The 19,271-nt window shown below is 73.4% G+C and carries 19 protein-coding genes and 2 pseudogenes; 15 read left to right on the top strand and 6 right to left on the bottom strand.

Annotated elements, in window-relative coordinates; all coding sequences use genetic code 11:
• Positions 1-36: 36 nt before the first annotated feature.
• From ACVJO7_RS11975 to ACVJO7_RS11965, 3 genes are all read left to right on the top strand, one after another.
• Positions 37-618: a GNAT family N-acetyltransferase gene (locus ACVJO7_RS11975; protein WP_491672916.1), complete on the top strand. Its 582-nt coding sequence runs from the start codon at positions 37-39 to the stop codon at positions 616-618.
• Positions 619-730: 112 nt separating this feature from the next.
• Positions 731-1,681, top strand: coding sequence for a quinone oxidoreductase family protein (locus ACVJO7_RS11970; RefSeq protein ID WP_491672915.1), 951 nt, complete (start codon positions 731-733; stop codon positions 1,679-1,681).
• 112 nt (positions 1,682-1,793) lie between these two features.
• A complete protein-coding gene (locus ACVJO7_RS11965) occupies positions 1,794-2,966 on the top strand; it encodes a DUF418 domain-containing protein (RefSeq protein WP_491672914.1) in 1,173 nt (390 codons plus the stop codon).
• 21 nt (positions 2,967-2,987) lie between these two features.
• On the opposite strand, the gene ACVJO7_RS11960 is transcribed toward ACVJO7_RS11965, so the two are convergent.
• Entirely contained in the window at positions 2,988-4,103 is a 1,116-nt protein-coding gene (locus ACVJO7_RS11960) for a type I restriction endonuclease (RefSeq protein ID WP_344019429.1), read from the bottom strand.
• A 335-nt stretch (positions 4,104-4,438) separates the two neighbouring features.
• Here ACVJO7_RS11960 and ACVJO7_RS11955 point away from each other — a divergent pair.
• A pseudogene (locus tag ACVJO7_RS11955) lies at positions 4,439-4,843 on the top strand (isocitrate/isopropylmalate family dehydrogenase); the annotation flags it as partial.
• Between the two features lie 43 nt (positions 4,844-4,886).
• Here the strand turns inward: ACVJO7_RS11955 and ACVJO7_RS11950 are convergent.
• Positions 4,887-5,562: pseudogene (locus ACVJO7_RS11950) on the bottom strand (SDR family NAD(P)-dependent oxidoreductase); the annotation flags it as partial.
• A gap of 36 nt (positions 5,563-5,598) precedes the next feature.
• Positions 5,599-6,354, bottom strand: coding sequence for an acyl-CoA dehydrogenase family protein (locus ACVJO7_RS11945; protein WP_491672989.1), 756 nt, complete (start codon positions 6,352-6,354; stop codon positions 5,599-5,601).
• Between ACVJO7_RS11945 and ACVJO7_RS11940 the strand changes: the two genes are divergently transcribed.
• From ACVJO7_RS11940 to ACVJO7_RS11900, 9 genes are all read left to right on the top strand, one after another.
• Positions 6,293-7,108, top strand: coding sequence for a LysR family substrate-binding domain-containing protein (locus tag ACVJO7_RS11940; protein ID WP_491672988.1), 816 nt, complete (start codon positions 6,293-6,295; stop codon positions 7,106-7,108). The two genes, ACVJO7_RS11945 and ACVJO7_RS11940, sit on opposite strands and share 62 nt — an antisense overlap.
• A gap of 135 nt (positions 7,109-7,243) precedes the next feature.
• Positions 7,244-8,527 (top strand): MFS transporter, encoded by a 1,284-nt coding sequence (locus tag ACVJO7_RS11935; RefSeq protein ID WP_491672913.1) that lies wholly within the window; start codon positions 7,244-7,246, stop codon positions 8,525-8,527.
• 51 nt (positions 8,528-8,578) lie between these two features.
• Positions 8,579-10,270, top strand: a complete 1,692-nt coding sequence (locus ACVJO7_RS11930; protein WP_491672912.1) for a (2,3-dihydroxybenzoyl)adenylate synthase — start codon at positions 8,579-8,581, stop codon at positions 10,268-10,270.
• The gene (locus tag ACVJO7_RS11925) at positions 10,267-11,877 is read left to right on the top strand and encodes an FAD-dependent monooxygenase (protein ID WP_491672911.1); all 1,611 of its coding nucleotides are present in this window, start codon (positions 10,267-10,269) and stop codon (positions 11,875-11,877) included. The genes ACVJO7_RS11930 and ACVJO7_RS11925 overlap by 4 nt, the downstream gene beginning before the upstream one ends.
• Positions 11,877-12,527, top strand: a complete 651-nt coding sequence (locus ACVJO7_RS11920; RefSeq protein WP_491672910.1) for a VOC family protein — start codon at positions 11,877-11,879, stop codon at positions 12,525-12,527. Before ACVJO7_RS11925 ends, ACVJO7_RS11920 begins: the two co-directional genes overlap by 1 nt.
• A gap of 5 nt (positions 12,528-12,532) precedes the next feature.
• A complete protein-coding gene (locus tag ACVJO7_RS11915; protein ID WP_491672987.1) occupies positions 12,533-12,850 on the top strand; it encodes a hypothetical protein in 318 nt (105 codons plus the stop codon).
• Positions 12,847-13,629: a maleate cis-trans isomerase family protein gene (locus ACVJO7_RS11910; protein ID WP_491672909.1), complete on the top strand. Its 783-nt coding sequence runs from the start codon at positions 12,847-12,849 to the stop codon at positions 13,627-13,629. The genes ACVJO7_RS11915 and ACVJO7_RS11910 overlap by 4 nt, the downstream gene beginning before the upstream one ends.
• Positions 13,629-14,858, top strand: a complete 1,230-nt coding sequence (locus ACVJO7_RS11905; protein ID WP_491672908.1) for an alpha/beta hydrolase — start codon at positions 13,629-13,631, stop codon at positions 14,856-14,858. The genes ACVJO7_RS11910 and ACVJO7_RS11905 overlap by 1 nt, the downstream gene beginning before the upstream one ends.
• A 43-nt stretch (positions 14,859-14,901) precedes the next feature.
• Entirely contained in the window at positions 14,902-15,636 is a 735-nt protein-coding gene (locus ACVJO7_RS11900; protein WP_491672907.1) for a TetR/AcrR family transcriptional regulator, read from the top strand.
• Here ACVJO7_RS11900 and ACVJO7_RS11895 read toward each other — a convergent pair.
• Positions 15,598-16,242, bottom strand: a complete 645-nt coding sequence (locus ACVJO7_RS11895; protein ID WP_491672906.1) for a TetR/AcrR family transcriptional regulator — start codon at positions 16,240-16,242, stop codon at positions 15,598-15,600. The two genes, ACVJO7_RS11900 and ACVJO7_RS11895, sit on opposite strands and share 39 nt — an antisense overlap.
• Before the next feature lie 85 nt (positions 16,243-16,327).
• On the opposite strand from ACVJO7_RS11895, the gene ACVJO7_RS11890 reads away from it, so the two are divergent.
• Both ACVJO7_RS11890 and ACVJO7_RS11885 read left to right on the top strand, forming a co-directional pair.
• Positions 16,328-16,984: a hypothetical protein gene (locus ACVJO7_RS11890; RefSeq protein WP_491672905.1), complete on the top strand. Its 657-nt coding sequence runs from the start codon at positions 16,328-16,330 to the stop codon at positions 16,982-16,984.
• 68 nt (positions 16,985-17,052) lie between these two features.
• Positions 17,053-17,760, top strand: a complete 708-nt coding sequence (locus ACVJO7_RS11885) for a GAF and ANTAR domain-containing protein (RefSeq protein WP_491672904.1) — start codon at positions 17,053-17,055, stop codon at positions 17,758-17,760.
• A 66-nt stretch (positions 17,761-17,826) separates the two neighbouring features.
• On the opposite strand, the gene tatA is transcribed toward ACVJO7_RS11885, so the two are convergent.
• Together tatA and ACVJO7_RS11875 are read right to left on the bottom strand one after the other, a co-directional pair.
• Entirely contained in the window at positions 17,827-18,066 is a 240-nt protein-coding gene (gene tatA / locus ACVJO7_RS11880; RefSeq protein ID WP_344019417.1) for a Sec-independent protein translocase subunit TatA, read from the bottom strand.
• Between the two features lie 49 nt (positions 18,067-18,115).
• Positions 18,116-19,117, bottom strand: a complete 1,002-nt coding sequence (locus ACVJO7_RS11875; RefSeq protein WP_491672903.1) for a ferritin-like domain-containing protein — start codon at positions 19,115-19,117, stop codon at positions 18,116-18,118.
• Positions 19,118-19,271 lie beyond the last annotated feature (154 nt).

The raw sequence follows: 19,271 nt of genomic DNA, 5'->3' as shown, positions 1-19,271 counted from the left end.
CGGGCCGGGTCCGGGCCGGACGCCTATCCTCGCCGGGTGCCCTTCGACGTCCGTCCGGCGGTCTCGTTCGACGACGTCGCGACCCTGCTCGGCCCGCGGAAGAACCCGGACGCGAGCGTCTGCTGGTGCCTGTCGCACCGGCTCCCGGCGGCGCAGCACCGGTCGCTGGTGGGGCGGGCCCGCGGGGAGTACGTCCGGGAGCTCACCGGACGCGAGCCGGCGCCCGGCGTGCTCGCCTACGACGACGGCGACGACGTCGTCGGCTGGGCCGCGGTCGCCCCGCGGGCGGAGCTGCCGTTCGCCCGGTCCCGCACGATCCCGCGGATCGACGATCTCGACGTCTGGTCGGTGTGGTGCTTCCGGGTCCGCGCCGGGCACCGCGGCCGCGGGATCGCGCACGCCCTGCTCGACGGCGCGGTGGCGTTCGCCCGCGGGCACGGCGCGCCCGCGGTGGAGGGCTACCCGGTCGACAACGGCGGGCGCAAGGTCGACCTGACGATGGCCTACGTCGGCACCCGGGCGCTGTTCGAGGCGGCCGGGTTCACCATGGCGTCGCCGACGTCGGGGGTGTCCGGCGGGTTCCCCCGGGTGGTCATGCGGTTGCTGTCGCCCCCCTGATCCGGGCGGGCGACACGACGCCTGCCGATCGGGAGCCCCGGATCGAACCCGACGTTCCGCGCGTCACATCCGCGAGCACCTGACACCGGTGTCAGCTCCTAGCGTCGCGACGGTGACGAGAGAACCGGGAAGAGAGCACAGCACGGCACTGGGGTACCGGGCGTTCGGCGGCGCCGACGTCCAGGAGTTCATCGACCGGCCCGATCCGGCGCCCGGCCCCGCCGAGGTCCTGGTCCGGGTCGCGGCGGCCGGGGTGAACCCGCTCGACCACCTGCTCCGCTCCGGACACGTCCGCGAGCTGAACGGCCACCTGCCCTTCCCCCAGGTACTGGGGATGGAGGCGGCCGGGACCGTCCTCGCGGTCGGCGCCGACGTGACCGGGCTGAGCGTCGGCGACCGGGTCGCCGGGTTCGCGCTGACCGGTGCGGGCACCTACGCGGGCACGACCCTGCTGTTCGGCGCATCCACCGCCCGCATCCCCGACTCGGTGCCGGACACCTGGGCCGCCACGATCCCGGTCTCCGGTACCACCGCGCTCGACGTGCTCGACCAGCTCGCCCTGCCGGTCGGTGCGTCGCTGCTGGTGAACGGGATCGGTGGCGGTGTCGGGTCGGCGGTCGCGCGGATCGCCCGGGACCGCGGCCTGACCGTGGTCGGCACCGGCAGCGCCGCCAAGCGGGACCGCGCGACGGCGATCGGGGCGGGCTTCGTCGACTACACCGCCCGGGACGTCGTGGACCGACTCCGGGCACACGCCCCGGACGGGTTCGACGGCGTCGTCGACACCGTCGGCGGTGCCTCCCTGCGCGGGGTCACCCGGCTGGCGTCGACGCCGGGGGCGGTCGTCTCGGTGGGGGACCGCTCGGTGACCGGGATCGGCGGCGAGTTCGTCCGCCGCCGGCTGGATCGCGCCGGGATCGAGCAGGTCGCCGGGCTGATGACGACCGGCGTGCTGGATCCGAGCATCACGGCGACCTACCCGCTGGCACGGGCGGCGGAGGCGCTGGCACTGGTGGAGTCGCACCACGCGTCCGGCAAGGTCGTCATCGACATGACGCTCTGACCCGGCCCGGATCAGCTCCGTCCGACGGCTGGCGCCACCCCGACTTCGGTCGGACGGGCGCGGGCCGCGCGGCCGATCCGCGGCACCGGCCGGCGGCCCTACCGTCCGGTCCATGTCAGGACCTCGCGGCGTGACCGCGCCGACGCCGGCCTCGGAAAGACTGCTCGCCCCGGACCTCGCGCGGGGGGTGATGCTGCTGCTCATCGCGCTCGCGCACTCGCGGATGCTGCACGCGGGCGGCAACTCGCTGACCACTCCCGCCGGGGGCGGCCCGGCCGACGTCGCCGTGCAGTGGCTGCTGACGTCCTTCGTGGACGGCCGGGCGGCGCCGCTGTTCGGGCTGCTGTTCGGCTACGGCCTCGTCCAGATGACCCGGCGGCTGACCGGGCCCGACAGCGACCCGGCCGGGGCCCGGCGGCTGATCCGCCGGCGCGGGATCTGGCTGGTCGTGTTCGGCGTCGCACACGTGGTGCTGCTCTACGCCGGTGACGTCATCGGCGCCTACGGCGCGTTCGCGGTGATGTTCGCCGGGGCGGTGAGCTGGCCGGGTCGCCGGTTGTGGGTGGTCACCGGGGTGACACTGGTCGTCGGCGTGCTCGCCGCCACCGCGCTCCAGTTCGCGGCCGGCGCCGACGTGCCGCTGCCGGTCGGGCCGACCCTCCTCGACAGCGCGGCGCTGCGCGCTATGGCGCTGCCGGTGCTGCCGGTCGCCGCACTGGCGGTGGCGCCGTCGGTGCTGCTCGGGATCTGGGCCGGCCGGCAGCGCCTGCTGGAGGACGCCCGCCGGGTGCCGCTGCTGCGCCGCGTCGCGCTGATCGGGTTCCCGGTCGCCGTGCTGGGGGCGCAGCCGGTCGCGCTGCAGGCCATCGGTCTGTGGAGCCCGGGCAGCGCCGCGGTCGGCGCCCTCGCGGTGGCGGTGTTCGCCGTGACCGGCATCGCGGGCGGGCTCGCGTTCATGGCGGTCATCGCGCTCGTCGCCGGCCGGATCGGGGACCGGCGAGGCCCGGTGACGACCGCGCTGGTGGCGTGCGGCCGCCGGTCCATGACCTGCTACCTCGCCCAGTCGCCGGTGTGGCTGGTGATGACCGAGCCCTCGCTGCTCGACCTCGGTGGCCGGCTGGGTGCGGCGACGGCCGCCGCGGTCGCCGTCGCGACCTGGATCGGCACCGTCGTCGTCGCCGATGTGCTGGGGCGGGCCGGGCGGCGGGGGCCGGCGGAGACCCTGCTGCGGTACCTGACCTACGGCGGCCGGCGCGGTGTCGCCGCATCCTCCCGGCTCGGCTAGACCCCGGGCCCGTCCTGCCGCTCAGCTCAGGTAGAACGCGACCGTCTTCCGGAGCGCGTCGGCGTGGTGGTAGATGTCCTGCGGCGAGTCGATGGGAAGGCGTGTCTCGCTCTTGTTCTCGTCGAACACGCCGAGGTACTTCTGCGCACGGTTGAACCAGAGCCGGGCGATCGGCCTGCGGTTGTTGTCGTCGAGGAGCACGCCGAAGTAGGTCTGGGTGTCGCGCGCCGCGACCCGTTCCACCGCGACCTCGCTGCAGACGATCGCGCGCACGATCTGGAAGCCCTCGATCTCCTCGTCGGTGGTGACCACGAGCCGGGTCGACCTGGTCTCCTCGGTCTCGTCGGCCGGGGCGGCGTCCTCGACATCGACGGCGGTGGCCGGCGCCGGTTCGGCCGACGCCGGGAGGGAGGCTGCGGCGTCGTCGCCGAGCGCGGTCTTGAGCCGTGCGTTGACCTGTTCGTTGAGGAACTGCGTGGCAGCCTTGGGGACGAGTGTCTCGAACTGTTCGCGGACCTTGGAGGTCACGTTCTTCTCGTAGACCCGAGAGGCGAAGAACTTGATCCAGTCGGTGCTGGGGGTGCGGAACTCGGTGGCGAGGGCACGCTTGATCTGACCGATGTACTTGAGCTCGCCGGCGGCGTTGATCACCGAGTCGAGGTCGAAGGACTCCCTGGTCAGCTTCGCGAGCTCGGGCAGCAGGGTGACGTCGACGGCGGCCAGGTCGAGGACGAGGAACGGCTTGGCGTCCATCTTGTTGGGGGCGTCGAGATCGGTGTAGAACTCGTAGACCTCGCCGTTGGTCAGCACGGCGACCCGGGCGTTGGTGACCGCGAAGTACCGGAAGAGCTGCGACGAGTGCTCCAGCCTGAGCGGCTGGCCGACCTTCTTGGCCTCGACCAGGATCTGCACCTGGCCGCCGTGCACCAGGGCGTAGTCGATCTTCTCGCCCTTCTTGACGCCGACGTCGGCGGTGAACTCGGGGATCACCTCGGACGGGTTGAATACGTCGTACCCCAGGACGGTGCCGATGAAGGGCATCACGAACGCGTTCTTGGTCGCCTCCTCGGTCTCGATGGCGGCTTTCTGCTGACGGACCTTGGTCGCCAGCTCGTAGACGCGGTCGTTGATGCTCAAGGTGGGGCCTCCTCGCGGTGTTGCCCCCGGGCGCGAGGGCCTGTCGCACAGAGCATCGGTGTCACGTCGACGGTCCGTTACGTCGTATTTCTCCCCTCCTCAATTGTGATGAGGCGGTCACGGGAGGTCACCGGGGGGAGGGCCCGGGGTGACGGTGCGACCACGGTGGACGGGCTGCTCACCCCAGGCCCCGGACCGGTCGCGACGCCGCACCCGGGCCCGTCCGGCACGGATAGGCGGTCCCTATCGGCCGCATCGGCAGCCGGTATCGGACCGGTCCGGTGGCCCACGACTTCACTGGCCGGAGCCCGAGATCCGACGAAGGAGTGTCACCGATGACCAGCCAGCCGACCGGCTCCCCACGCACCTTCCGGATCGCCGCGATCCCCGCCGACGGGGTCGGGAAGGAGGTCGTCGCCGCGGGCCGGGCGGTGCTGGACGCGCTGGTGGAGCGCTCGGAGGGTCGCTTCGCGTTCTCCTGGACCGAGTTCCCGTGGGGGTGCGGGCACTACGAGCGGACCGGCCGGATGATGGACGACGACGGCCTGGAGACTCTGAAGGACTTCGACGCACTCTACTTCGGCGCGGTCGGCTGGCCGACCGTCCCGGACCACGTCAGCCTGTGGGGCCTGCGGCTGAAGATCTGCCAGAACTTCGACCAGTGGGCCAACGTCCGCCCGGTGCACTTCCACCCGGGCGTCGACTCGCCGCTGCGCAAGGCCGACACCACCGAGCTGGGCTGGGTCGTCGTCCGGGAGAACAGCGAGGGTGAGTACGCCGGGCGGCGACGTCGTCGACCCGGCCGGCCCGCCGGACCGGGACGGCCGCGGCGCGGTCGCGCAGGTACTCCTGCCAGCCGACGCCGAGACGCCGCGGTGGGGCGGGACATGTCGCTCGCGACGAATCCGGGCGCCACGCAGTTCGCCGTCACGCCGAACCGGCCCAGCTCGATCGCGAGGGTCCTGGTGAACCCCTGCAGGCCCGCCTTGGCGGCCGAGTAGTTGGCCTGGCCCCGGCTGCCGAGCGCGGAGGTCGAGGAGAGGTTCACGATGCGCCCCCACTCGGCGCGGACCATGTGGTCCTGGACGGCCCGGCTCATCAGGAACGCGCTGCGCAGGTGCACCCCGATCACCGCGTCCCAGTCCCGGTCGGTCATCCGGAAGATCGGGTCGTCGCGGGTGATGCCGGCGTTGTTCACCAGCACCGTGGGTGGGCCGAACTCCTGCGCGGCCCGCGCGACGGCGTCGATCACGCCGGTGCCGTCGCTGACGTCGACGCCCACCGCGACCGCGACACCGCCGTGGACGGCGATCGCGTCGGCGGTGGACCGCGCGGCCCGCTCGTCGACATCGAGCACGGCGACGTGCATGCCGTCGTCGGACAGCCGCCGTGCGGTGGCGGCCCCGGTCCCACGGCCCGCCCCGGTGACGATCGCGACGGTCGGCCGGGGCTCAGGCACGGTCCGGTCCCGGTCGTCCTGGCCGCGCGGGGGTCGTCACGACCGGCGCACCGCCTGCCGCACCAGGCCGCCGCCGATGATCAGCCGCTGGATCTCGCTGGTGCCCTCGTAGAGCCGCAGCAGCCGGACGTCGCGATAGATCCGCTCGACCGGGATCTCGCGCATGTAGCCGGCGCCGCCGTGCACCTGGACGGCGAGATCGGCGACCTGTCCGACCATCTCGGTGCAGAACAGCTTCGCCGCCGACGGCGCGATCCGGCGGTCGGTGCCGTCGACGTAGGCGCGGGCCGCCTCACGGACCATCGCCCGGCCGGCGAGGACCCCGGTCTGCATGTCGGCGAGGTGTGCCTGGACGAGCGGGAAGTCCCCGATCCGCTGCCCGCCCTGGGTGCTCTGCGCGGCGTGGGCGACCGACTCGTCGAGCGCCCGCTGGGCGGTCCCGATGGCCAGCGCGGCGATGTGCACCCGGCCACGGGCCAGCGATGTCATCGCGGCGGCGTACCCGGTCGCCGCGTCGCCGCCGACCAGCGCGTCCGCCGGCACCCGGACCGCGTCGAGGTGCACGTCGGCGGTCGACGTGCCCTCCTGGCCCATCTTGGCGTCCTTGGGGCCGACGGTGACGCCGGGCGTGTCCGCCGGGACCAGGAACACGGCGATGCCGGGGTTGCCCGGCTCCGGCTCGGCGTAGCGGGCGAACACCACGAACAGGTGGGCGGACGGGGCGTTGGTGATGTACTGCTTCTGGCCGTCGATCACCCAGTCGGTGCCGTCCCGGCGGGCCCGCGTCCGCAGCCCGGCCGGATTGGAGCCGGCCCCCGGTTCGGTCAGCGCGAACGAGGCGACGACCTCACCGGACGCGATGCGGTCCAGCCAGGTGGTCCGCTGCTCGTCGGTGGACGCGGTGACCGCGGCCGCCGAGGGCCGCAGCGGCCGGGTGCGGATCGCCTTCGCCGGGCCGTCCGCGCAGGTCTACGTCGGGCGACTGGCCCGCGCCGTCCGGGAGAACCATCCGCTGGTCGATCTCGACCTGGTGCCGGGTCGCTACGGCACGACGGCGATGGCGGCCCTGCACCGGCGCGACGTCGATCTGGTGCTGGCGTGGTTCGTCGAGCCGCCGGCGGGCGTGCGCAGTCGCCGGATCGTCGAGGACCGGTGCGTGATCGCGCTGCCGACCGGGCACCGGCTGGCGGCGGGAGCGGAGATCGCGCCGGCCGAGCTCTGGGACGAGCCGCTGGTCGGGCTGCCCGAGTCGGCCGGATCGATGGTGCGCAGCCAGCTCGTCGGGCGCTGCCAGGAGGCCGGGTTCACGCCCCGGTTCGTCCAGTTCGCCCCCGACTCGTGGACCTGCATGGCGCTGGTGGCGGCGGGCGTCGGGCTGCACGTCACCACGGCCGGCGCCGTCGAGCACATGTCGCTCGACGGCGTCGTCGTGCGCGAGATGGCAGGCGAGCTGCCCGCCGTCTCCATCCACCTGATCTGGCGGGACGACGGTGATCCGGTCCTGCGCCGGGTGCTGGACACAGCGGAGCGGGCGCTGCCCGGCTGACCCGGCGGGGCCGCCGTCCGGTCGGGCCCGACCAACGTCGGAACATGATTGTCGAAATATTGACAACCGTGTGACAGCAGGTCAGAGTGCTACCTGTCGCGGATCCGGGGTGACCCAGGGAGCAAGGAGGCTCGAATGTCGACATCCGCCAGTACCGAGCAGGTGAGCCCGAGGACGGCCGCGGTCGCCGTCGCGATCTGCTTCGGGGCAATTGTTTTCGACGGGTACGACCTGATCGTCTTCGGCTCGGCGGTGCCTGCCCTGCTCGCCTACGAGCCGTGGGCCCTCACGCCGGCCGCCGTCGGCGCGATCGGCAGCTACGCGCTGCTCGGCATGTTCGTCGGCGCGATCGCCTCGGGCATGCTGACCGACCTGGTCGGGCGCCGGAAGCTGTTCATCATCGCGCTGACCTGGTTCTCGTTGATGATGCTGCTGGCGGCCGTCGCACCGACGCCGTGGGCGCTGGGCCTGTTCCGGTTCCTCGCCGGTCTGGGCTTCGGCGGCATCCCGCCGACGGCGATCGCGCTGGTCATGGAGGTCGCTCCGGCAGCCCGCCGGCACATGATCAACGGCTTGATGCTCTGCGGCTTCCCGATCGGCGGCGCGATCGCCGCGCTCGCGGCGATCGTGCTGCTCGAACCGGCCGGGTTCCGGGTGCTGTTCGCGATCGGCGCGCTACCGCTGGTCACGCTCGTCCCGCTGGCGGTGCTGTTCCTGCCGGAGTCCCCGGGGTTCGTCCGTGCCGGTCGCGGCAGACGCCGGACGGAGATCACCGGCCTGCTCCGCGGCCGGGCGGCGTGGGCGACAGGACTGTTCGTGGTCGCGAACTTCTGCGGCTTCCTGCTGGTGTTCGGGCTCAACACCTGGCTGCCCCAGCTGATGCGGGGCGCAGGCTACGAGCTCGGCTCCGCGCTGGCATTCCTGCTGGTGCTCAACCTCGGAGCGGTCGTCGGTGGACTGGCCGGATCGGCGATGGCGGACCGGTTCGGCAGCCGCTGGGTCGCGACGTCGCTGTTCGTGCTCGCCGTCGCCTCGCTCGGGCTGATCGCCGTCCCGCTCCCGTCGGCCGTGCTCTACCTGCTGGTGTTCGTGGCGGGCGCCGCGACAACCGGGAACCAGATCGTCGTCTACGGCTACGTGGCCGCGCACCATCCGCCGGGCAACCGCGCCACGGCGCTCGGGCTCAGCAGCGGGATCGGACGGCTCGGCGCGGTCAGCGGCCCGGCCGTCGGCGGAGCGCTGCTCACGGCGGGTGTCGGGCTGGCAGGCAACGTCGGTGTGTTCGCCGCGGTCGCCGTCGTGGGAGCGGTCGCCTGTGCCCTCGTCCCGAGACCGACCGGGGACCCGGCCGACCCGGCCGGCGGTACGGCGGCACCGCCGGCCGGTCCGGCCCCGGCCGGTGCCCCCGCTGCGGGCTGACCGGCCGTGCCGACCACCACCGTCGACCCCCCGGACCCTGGGAGGACCGCCATGACCACCGACCTCGCCCGTCCACCTGCGCCGCCCGGAACGGCGACCGGGCTGCGGAAGCGCTACCTCGAGCAGGGACTCTGGCGTCACGAGACGCTCGGCGCCGCACTCCGAGCGGCGACGGCCCGGCGCCCGGACCATCCCGCCCTCGTCGCCGACGGGGTGCGGTGGACCCACCGCGAGCTCGACGAGCGCACCGACGCCGTCGCGGCCGGCCTGCTCGCCCGGACCACCCTGCGTCCCGGTGACCGGATGATGTTCCAGTCGGGCAACGTCGCCGAGACGGTCGTCGCCTACTATGGCGCGGTCAAGGCGGGCATCGTCCCGGTGTGCACGCTGCCGCAGCACGGTGAGCGGGAGATCGCCGCGCTGGCCGCGCACACCGGCGCCCGTGGTCACCTCGTCCAGGCCGACTTCCGCAACCGGGACCTGACCGCACTCGCGGCCGGGCTGCGCGCCGCCGTCCCGGCCGTCGAGGAACTCGTCGTCGTCCGCGGGGCGGCGCCGGCCGGCGCCGTCACGCTCGACGACCTCCTCGACGCGGGATCGGATCGTGCCGCGCGCCGGGCGCTCGACCGGCTGGAGATCGACCCGGACGCGCTGGTCGCGCTGCAGCTCTCCGGCGGCACCACCGGCCTGCCGAAGGTCGCCCCGCGGTTCCACAGCGAGTACGCCTGCAACGCGCGGCTCTGGGCCACCGCACTGGATCTCGGCCCGGACTCGGTCGTGCTGCACCCGCTGCCGATCATGCACAACGCCGGGATCGTCGCGGCGTTGCAACCCACCCACCTCGTCGGCGGCACCCTGGTGCTGCCGGCGACGGCGGACGCGGGCGAGGTGCTCGGCCTGATCGCCGGCGAGCGGGTCACCACGCTGCCGGTCGTCCCTCCGGCCGTTGCGATCCGGCTGCTGGAGCACCCGGACGCGCGGCGGACCGACCTCACCAGCGTGACCCGGTTCGTGATCGGCGGCCAGCGGCCACCGTCGGAGCTGATCGACCGGCTGGAGGCGGAGTGCGGGATCAGAGCGCTGCAGATGTTCGGCATGGCAGAGGGCCTGTTCCTCTACACCCCGCCGGACAGCCCGGCCGAGGTCCGGCGGGGAATGGTCGGCACCCGGATCTGTGCCGCCGACGAGGTGCGGGTGCTCGACATCGGCTCGGAGGACGAGGTGCCGGACGGGCAGGTCGGTGAGCTCGCCTGCCGCGGCCCGTACACGATCGCGGGCTACCTCGACGCCGAGGCGCACAACGCGACAGCCTTCACCTCCGACGGCTTCTACCGCACCGGCGACCTGGTCACCCGGCACCTGGTGGACGGCGTCGACCACTACTCGATCGACGGCCGGATCAAGGACGTCATCAACCGGGGCGCCGAGAAGATCCACGCCGAGGAGATCGAGGAGCTGCTGGTCCGGCATCCGGCGGTACGCGGTGTGGCGGTCGTCGCGATGCCCGATCCGGTGCTCGGCGAACGGGTCTGCGCCTACGTCGTGCCCGGCGGCGACCCGCCGACGCTGCCAGAGGTCTGCGTGTTCCTCCTGGAGCAGGGCATCGCGAAGTTCAAGCTGCCGGAACGACTGGAGATCGTCGACGCGTTCCCGCTCACCAACGTCGGGAAGGTGTCCAAGAAGGACCTGCGGGCCGACCTGCTGAACCGGATCGAGAACGAGAACGAGGAGGTGCCGTCGTGAGACCGGCCAGTGTCGCGGTGCTCGGTGGCGGGCCCGGCGGGCTCTACGCAGCACGACTGTTCAAACTCGCCCACCCGGCCGCCACGGTCGTCGTGCACGAGCAGAGCACCCCGGAGTCGACGTTCGGCTTCGGCGTCGCCGTCGCCTCGCGGACACAGCGCAACCTGGCCGCGGCCGATCCACGGACCCTCGACGACGTCGTCGCGGCCGGGTGCCCGCACGACATGCGGATGCTCGTCGGCGACGCCGAGGCGCGGGTGCACAACGGCGCGCTGATCGGTATCGCCCGCCCCGAGCTGCTCGCGATCCTCACCCGGCACGCGCTCGACGCCGGGGTGGAGATCCGGTACGGCCGTCGCACCGAACTCGCCGAGCTCGACGCCGAGCTGGTCGTCGTCGCCGACGGGGTGAGCAGCCGGACCCGGACCGACCTGGCTGATGAGCTGGGCGCCCGGGTCGACGTCGCCGACGGGCTCTACCTGTGGGCCGGCACCGAGTTCGCCCTGGAGACCGCGGTGTTCTCCCCGGCGCGCACCGCGCACGGCACCTTCGTCACGCACGCCTACCCGTACTCGCCGCACCGCTCGACCTTCCTGGTCGAGACCGACGAGGCGACCTGGCGGGCCGCCGGTTTCGACGCCTCGACCGACGCGACCCCGGCCGACGCCTCCGACACCGTCGCGCTGGAGTACCTGTCCGACGCGTTCGCCGAGCTGCTGGGCGGCCACCGGCTGATCGGGAACCGGACCCGCTGGCAGCGCTTCCGCACCGTGCACTGCCGTCGCTGGACCAGCGGCAACGCGGTGCTGCTCGGCGACGCGGCGCACACCGCGCACTACTCGGTGGGCTCCGGCACCAAGCTCGCGATGGAGGACGCGATCGCCCTCTGCGACGCGGTCACCGCCGCCGGTGATCTCCCGTCCGCATTCGCGGCCTACGAGCAACAGCGACGCCCGCAGGTGGAGCGGCTGCAGGAGCTGGCCCGCCGCAGCCGGCTGTGGTGGGACTCGTTCCCGCGGCGCACCCACCTGCCCGTCGACCAGCTGATGGTCGCCTACATGACGCGCACCGGGAACGTCGCGCTCGACCGGTTCGCCGGGACGAACCCGGACGTCGTGCGGCGTGCGCTGGCCGGCTGGGCCGGGACCGACCCGGCCGACGTGCCGACCGAGGGCGTCGTCGACTGGGTGTTCGGCCGGCCCCTGCACCACGACCGGTACGACCGGTCGTCGCGGCTGCTGGGGCCCGCGGACCGCGCAGAGCTCTCCGCCGAGCCCGGATCCGGGGGAGCGGGCCGGCTGGCCCGGGTCCGGGTGGCGCTGACCGAGCCGTGGTCGGGCGAGGGCGACGTCCTGGTGAAGAGCCTGCACGACCTGACCCAGCGGGGCTGGGACGGCTTCTGGCTGACCGGGCCGGACGAGCGGGCCGCCGTGCTGACCCGGCTCGACATCGGGGAACGGCTGCGCGCCGAGACCGACGGGCTGGTCGTCGTCGAGGCCGGGCCGGGACACCGGACCGATCTCGCCGCCGGTCTGGCCTCCGGGCGGACCGACCTCGTGTGCACGACCGACGGCATCCACGGAACCAACCCGACCGGGAGGACATGATGAGCACCGACGAGCACCGGGTGCGCGGCGTCGACCACGCCGCGTTCCCCACCTTCGATCCCGCCGCGACCGTGCGGTTCTACCGCGACGTCCTGAAGTTCCCGGTGGTGCACTCGATCTGCGCCGCCGGCTGGGGCCCGCAGCAGCACCCGGACTTCATCCACTTCTTCTTCGACATCGGCAACGACGACCGGATCGCGTTCTTCTACTACTTCGGGCACGAGCCGGTGGGCGACCCGTCCGCCCGGGGGGACGCCTGGGCGCGGCTGCCGGAGGGGACCCCGGAGTTCTTCGCGAACTCCCGTCACCTCGCGATCCACGTCGGCTCCGAGGACGACCTGCTGGAGTACCGCCGCCGGCTCGACGACAGCGAGTGGCCCTGCGAGATGCAGGTGATGCACGAGACGATCGAGTCGATCTACACGCACGACCCGAACGGCTACATGATCGAGCTCACCAGGGCGCTGCGACCGGTCACCTCGCAGGAGGATCTGGACGCCGAACTGACGGTCGACGCGCTCTGCGAGATCGCCGGCGCGCCGGAGCCGTCACTGGAGAAGCTGCTCACCCGCAAGGCCGAGCTGATCGTGCAGCGGGCACCGGCGTGGGAGTCCGCGCGGCAGCCGGCCGGGCGGGGGGCGTCGTCGTGACCGCGATGTTCGTCCTCGACGTGCCGGAGAACGACGGCCTGGTCCGGGTCGCCGAGCAGGATCCGCTGCTCGGGGTCGAGAAGGTCGGCCCGTACTTCCGGATCGTCGCCTCCGACGTCACCGCCGCCACCCCGGCCCCGGAGGACGGCCCGCTCGGCGCCGGCCGCACCAGCGGGCCCGGCGAGATCGTCATCGACCGGCGCGCGACCGGATGCCGGCACGCGGTCTGGTACTCCGGCGTCGCCGGGCTGGAGCGCGCCCGGATCGCCCAGCACGACAAGAACGCGCTGCGGGTCGTCCCCCGCGCCGAGGAGGAGCGATGACCGCACCGGCCGTCCCGCACCACCGGATCGGGCTCGTCGTGCCCAGCTCCAACGTCACCGTCGAGACCGAGATGCCGGCGCTGCTCGGCCGGCACACCGGCGCCACGTTCTCGTTCCACGCGAGCCGGATGCGGATGCACACGGTGTCGCCGGAGGAGCTGCGCGCGATGAACGCCCAGCGCGGCCGGTGCGTCGACGAGATCGCCGACGCCGGGATCGACGCCGTGCTCTACGCCTGCCTGGTCGCGCTGATGGCCCAGGGGCACACCGACGGGCGCGGCGAGCACGACCACGTCGAACGGGCCGTGGTCGACCAGCTCACCGACCGGGGTCTCGCGGCCCGGGTCACCACCAGCGCCGGTGCGCTGGTCACCGCGCTGACCGCGCTCGGCGCGTCCCGGGTCGCGCTGGTGATGCCCTACCTGCGACCGGTCGCCGAGCTCGTCGTCGGCTACCTGGAGGCGGAGGGGGTCACGATCACCGACTGGCGTGCGCTGGAGGTCGGCGACAACGCCGAGGTCGGCTGCATCGCCGGGGACCGGGTGCTCGGTGCCGCGCGGTCGCTGGACCTCGCCGGGGCCGACGCGCTGGTGCTCTCCGCCTGCGTGCAGATGCCGTCGCTGGACCTGGTCCAGCGCGCCGAGGACGAGCTGGGACTGCCGGTGCTCTCCGCGGCGACGGCGGGCGCGTTCACCCTGCTGCGCAGCCTGGACCTGCCGGTCGACCTGCCCGGGGCCGGCGGGCTGCTGCGGCTCGACAGTCCGGTCGGGGCCCGCTGATGGCGGCCAATCCCGGGCTGAACGTCGACTGGCACCCGGGCTCGCTGCCCGCCGGGACCGGGGTGCAGCTGCAGACCGTCGTGACCGTGGACGGCAACGCGGCCAAGGCGACGCTGTACACCCCGGCCGGTCGTGCGCCCCGGGACACGACCGTCGTCGTCCTCATGCATCCGCGGGTCGACTTCTCCCGGCACTACCTGATCCCGGCGTTGCTGGAGGCCGGGTTCGCGGTGCACGCCCAGCAGTCCCGGGACAGTGGCAGCGATTTGCGGCTCGTCCACGAGCAGGCGTTGCTCGACCTCGGCGCCGGGCTGGAGTGGCTGCACGGTCGCGGGTTCCGGCGCACCGTCGGGCTCGGCAACTCCGGCGGCGGAGGGCTGCTGACCTACTACGTGCAGCAGTCGCTGCGGGCACCCGCGGACCGGATCGCGCGGACCCCGGCCGGGCGGCCCAGCTCGCTGGACCGCGCCGTACTGCCCGGGCTGGACGCGCTGGCCTACCTGGCGCCGCATCCCGGGCAGGGCCCGCTGCTGTCCCGGTGCATCGACCCGTCGGTGACCGTCGAGGCCGATCCGTTCTCCGCCGATCCGGCGCTCGACCCGTTCGACGAGAAGAACGGCTACCGCCCGGCGCCGGAGAGCTCCCGCTACGCGCCGGACTTCGTGCGGCGCTACCGCGCGGCGCAGCTCGACCGGGTCGCCCGGATCGACGCGGTCGCCCGCGAGCACGTCGCCGAGTCGCTCGCCGCCCGCCGCGCGGTGCAGGCGGGCTCCGCGACCGCGGCCCGGAGCCGGCGGGCCGGCACCGCCCGGCTGCTGACGGTCTGGCGGACCGATGCCGACCTGCGTGCCGTGGACCTCGGGCTGGACCCGTCGGACCGGAGCTACGGCTCGGTGTTCGGCCCGCGCCCGGAGGTGACGAACTACGGCGTCGTGGGATTCGGCCGGACCAGTACGCCGGACGCGTGGCTGTCCACCTGGTCCGCGCTGTCGTCCAACGCCACGATCGCGAAGGCGGGCCCGGAGATGACGTTGCCGACGATGGTGGTCGGCTACGGCGCGGACAACTGTGTCTTCCCGGGTGACGTCGAGGGGATCCTCGCCGCGATCGGCAGCTCGGACCGGCAGGTCGCGACGATCGCGGCCGACCACTACGGCGTACCGGTCGGCGGGGGCGCCCGCGGCGGGGCCGCCGCGCTGCTGGTGCCCTGGCTGCGGGACCTGCCCTGAACACTGCCCCCGGCCTGCCCGGGCGGGCACCCGGTCGGGCACGATGACCGGGGATCCGGGGGAAGGGGTGGGTGTGGCGCAGCGGCACAGCTCCGGGCGGCTCGTCTCGCACGAGCTGCTGGAGCACGCGGCACGGTTGTTCGCCCGCCAGGGGTACGCGAGCACGTCGTTCCAGGACATCGCGGACTCGATGGGCATCAGCCGGTCGGCGCTCTACCACTACGTGAGCAACAAGGAGGAGATCCTCGCCGCGCTCGTCCGGGACGTCCTGGAGCGGGTGGTGGAGATCCTGGAGGAGGTGACGGCGCGGACCGATCTCGCCGAGGACGAGCGGGTCGCGCTGGCCCTGCACCGGATCATCGTCAACAACGCGCGGAACACGACCCGCTTCCGGCTGCTCGACCGCAGCGAACCCGACCTGCCCGACGAGATCGCCGAGCTGCACCGGCAGGCCCGCCGTCGCGTCCTCGACCTGCTGAGCACCCTCGTCGACGACGCGATCCGGGCCGGCTCGTTCCGGCCGGTCCCGGCGCGGACCGCGGCCCTCGGCATGCTGGGCACGGCGAACTGGGTGGCCTGGTGGTACCGGCCCGACCACGACGGCGACGCCGAGGAGCTGGCGGCCACGCTGGTCGACATGGCGCTGGTCGGCGTGCAGCGCAGCGGGGACCGGCGGGTCGACCCCGGTCCGTGGGCCGCGGTCGCGCGGCTCAAGGAGGAGCTGGCGCACCTCGAGCACTCACTCGCCGACACCCTCCCGGAGCCCGGTCCCGGCTGAGCCCGGACCGGTCAGGACCGCGTCGACGGCCATCTGCAGGGTGTCGGTCTCGGACTGCAGGAGCGTGTGCTCCGCGGGCAGTGCCCGCTCGATGCTGAGCCCGTTGACGACGGTCAGCAGGAAGCGCGCCCGCCGGGTGTGGTCGCCCTCGGGGAGGGCGCCCTCCTTCGCGAGCACGGTCAGCCAGTACTCGATCCGGCGGCGGATCTCCCGCTCGATCGCGAGATAGCCCGCGCGGGTCTCCTCGCCCGGCTCGGGTTCGACGAAGTCGTCGACGACCCGGCGCAGGTTGGCCCGGGCGTCCTCGCCGACCCCGGCACCGGAGAGCACCTGGCGCAGGCAGCCGAGCAGCCGTTCCCGGGCGGGCACCGACCGGTCGTTGATCGGGTCGTCCGGGATCGCCAGGTCGTAGACGCGGGTGAGCACCTCGTCCTGGAGCTCGCGCTGGGTCGGGAAGTGGTAGCGCAGCGAGCCCGTGCTCACCCCGGCCCGCGCGGCGACAGCACGCACGCTCAGCCGCGCGGCCGGGTCCTCTCCGAACAGCTGCATGGCCGCCCGGAGGATCTTGTCCCGGCTGCTGATCCGGTCGGTGCCGTGCGTCGTCATATCGCCTCCACGGACACTCTACTAGCACACCGTGCTAGATTCCCTACCAGGGATTAGTACAGTGTGTTAGTACGTTGGGGGCGACATGATGACGAAGTGGCGGCGGCGTCTGGCGGCCCGGCGGTTGACCGGCGGCGACGGGAGCCCGCTGAAGCGGCTCCGCTGGTGGCAGATGATCACGGGGCGTTCGCTGTTCCATCTGGACCTGACTGCGGCCGACGGGCACCCGGTCCGGTACTCGGTGGACGTGCGCTACCACGGCGACGGCGAGGACGGTGTGGTGCGGGCCCGCCTGTACCGCGACGGCCGGCAGCACGCGGTGTCGAAGGTGCCCGCCGTCTTCCCGGTCGAGGGCGGGGAGATCGAGGTCGCGACGAGTGGGTTCGGCGTCCGGCGCGCCCACTACGTCACCGACGGCGGGGCCGAGCACCAGCTCACGCCCGATCCGCGATCGGGCGAGGGGCGCCGGGCCCGCTTCCAGCGCGATCACCCGTCGGCGGGCGTGATCCTGGGTGCCGTGTCGGTGGCCTTGCTGGTCGTCGGTATCGGTGTCAACGTCCTCCAGCTGCTGGAGCCGGTGTCGTCGATACCGCCGATCGCCGAGAACGTCGGCGTCTTCGTGTCGCCGATCCACCTGCCGCTCTGGCTCAACATCGCCCTGGGCCTCGGTGCCGCGTTCGCCAGCTGGGAGCGCGCCCTGCGGCTGCGCTACCACTGGCTGCTCGACGCCGGAGGGAACTGATCGTCATGAACGGCGGGATGTGCCGGGCGGGGGAGAACCGGAGGTCCGCGGCGACCGAATGTCTGTGAATGGAGGACTCGAGCGCCCTGGACGTCGCGGCGGCGACGCTCGCGCTGGCCACGACGGACGCCCGGGATCCCGCACCCGCTCTCGGCAGGCTGGCCGAGACCGCGCACCTGCTCCTCGGCGTGGCCGCCGGTGCCGCGCTGATCTCCGAGGGCGCCGTGCACGGTGTCGCCTCCGCCGGACCCGACGGCCCGTGCGGGGCGGTCCCCGCCGCCTTCGGCCAGGGCCCCGGCGGGGAGGCCGCGCGCAGCGGCCGCCCCGTCCTGTGTGCGGACCTGACCCGCGAACGCCTGCGCTGGCTGGCGTTCGTGGCGAAGGCGGCGACGGCCGGTGTCACGGGGGCGTGGGCGCTCCCGATCCGGTCCGGCTCCGGGACGACCGTCGGGGCGCTGCTGCTGCTCGGCGGGCGGGACACCGTCCCGGACCTGCGCGCCGCCGATCTGCTGGCCGGTGCGACGGGCGGTGCGATCGGCTTCGCGGCCGAGCTCGACCGGATCGACCTGGAGCGCAGGCAGCTGCAGGACGCGTTGCGCAGCCGGATCCCGATCGAGCAGGCCAAGGGGGTCCTCTCGGCGCAGACCGGTCTGGGCATCGACGACGCCTTCGGGCTGTTGCGTGCGCACGCCCGTCGCGGCGGGCACTCGCTGAGCGAGGTCGCGGCGGCCGTCGTGGACCGGCGGATCGGCCCGGCCGAGTTCACGCCCGAGTAGGTCCCGGACGCACGGATGCCCCGCCGCCCGGAGCGGGCGGCGGGGCATCCCGCGCGTACAGCCGGATCAGACCTCGGTGGGCACGGTCCGGGCGGACGTCGGCTCGCGGCCGGTGTCCGTCCGCTCTGCGGCGGGCAGCTCGCCGGAGCGGGCCGCCTCGTCGTCGCGCAGGCCCCGCATCTCGCCCTTGAGCACCCGGGTGGACTGGCCGAGCGACCTCGCCAGCTCCGGCAGCTTCTTCGCGCCGAACAGCAGCACGAACACGGCGATGACGATCAACCAGTGGGTGGGACTCATGGCGCCCATCGGCGTCTCCTTCGGAACAGAGGATTCGGTGTGCGGGACCCGCGCGGACTCAGCCGTTCGCGTCGCTGGTGTTGACCTCGCCGTTCACCCCGGCCGGGAAGAACCCGCCGGAGGTGACCGAGTCGGGGTTCAGGTAGGCGATGTTGAGGACCTGGCCCGGGGTGCGCGAGAAGGCGATCGAGTTCTCGTCGGCCGGCACGATGTTGGCGTTGCCGTTGCGGTCCACGATGCCCTGGTCGAGATCGGACGGGCCGTCGAGCGAGTCGCGGGCGTCGGAGATCTGCCCGACGACGTCGGCGGCGCCGCCCTGCAGCAGCAGCGTGCGGACCAGGCCGGCGTGGTAGGCCTCGACGGCGAGGATGCCGGCCGCCGCCTCCAGGAACGTCTTGTTGTCGATCAGCGGCGTCGCGCCCTTGTAGGCGGTGACGCCGACGTCCTCGAAGATGAAGGCGCCGAGCAGGAAGCTCGTCTCGTCCTTGAACGGGTCGAAGGTCTGGCCCGGCTTGATCACGCCGGCCGCGGTGGCCGCGGCGGTGAAGGCGTCCTGCAGGTCGATCGCCGGCCGGGAGACCTTCGCGTCGCCGAGGGCGGCCCGCAGGAAGTCGACGTGCGCCCGCTCGTCCTGGGCGATCTCCTCGGCGTACTGGCGGCCGATCTTGGTCTCGAAGGCGACCTGGTAGCCGCCGGTGACCCCGCCGAGCTCGCCGCGGCCGTCGACCTGGGAGTCGGCCAGGCCGGCACCGGTGACCGCGCGCAGGTAGAACTCGGCCTCCAGGTACTCCAGGTTGAGCGCGAAGTTGAGCACCGCGGCGTCCGACACCTGGGACTCGCTCCCGGAACCGGAACCGGAGCCGGATCCGGAGCCGCCGAGGACGCCGCCGAGCAGGCCACCGTCGGAGGCCGACGCGACGCCGGCACCCAGGACGCCCAGGCCGGCGACACCGGCGCCGGTCAGCCCGGCGGCCCGGAGGAACCGGCGACGGTCCATCGCGTTCTCGGAGCTGCGCTCGATCGAGTCGTGCAGGAACTTCTTGGTGAATCCGTGGAACACGAGGTCTCCTCGTGCAGGCCCGGCGCGGGGGACGACCGGGGTCCGGGGTCGTCGCGTGTCGGCCGGGCGGGGGACGGGCACGTGCGTGATGCCCGTCCCCCCACAACGACTCGGCCGCGCAACGGTTACGGATCTACAGCGGGCAGCGGGCGGC

Source organism: Pseudonocardia sp. DxW, from assembly GCF_058448985.1.
The sequence above is the reverse complement of the archived record's forward strand: the minus strand, read 5'-3'. Positions and strand labels throughout refer to the sequence as shown.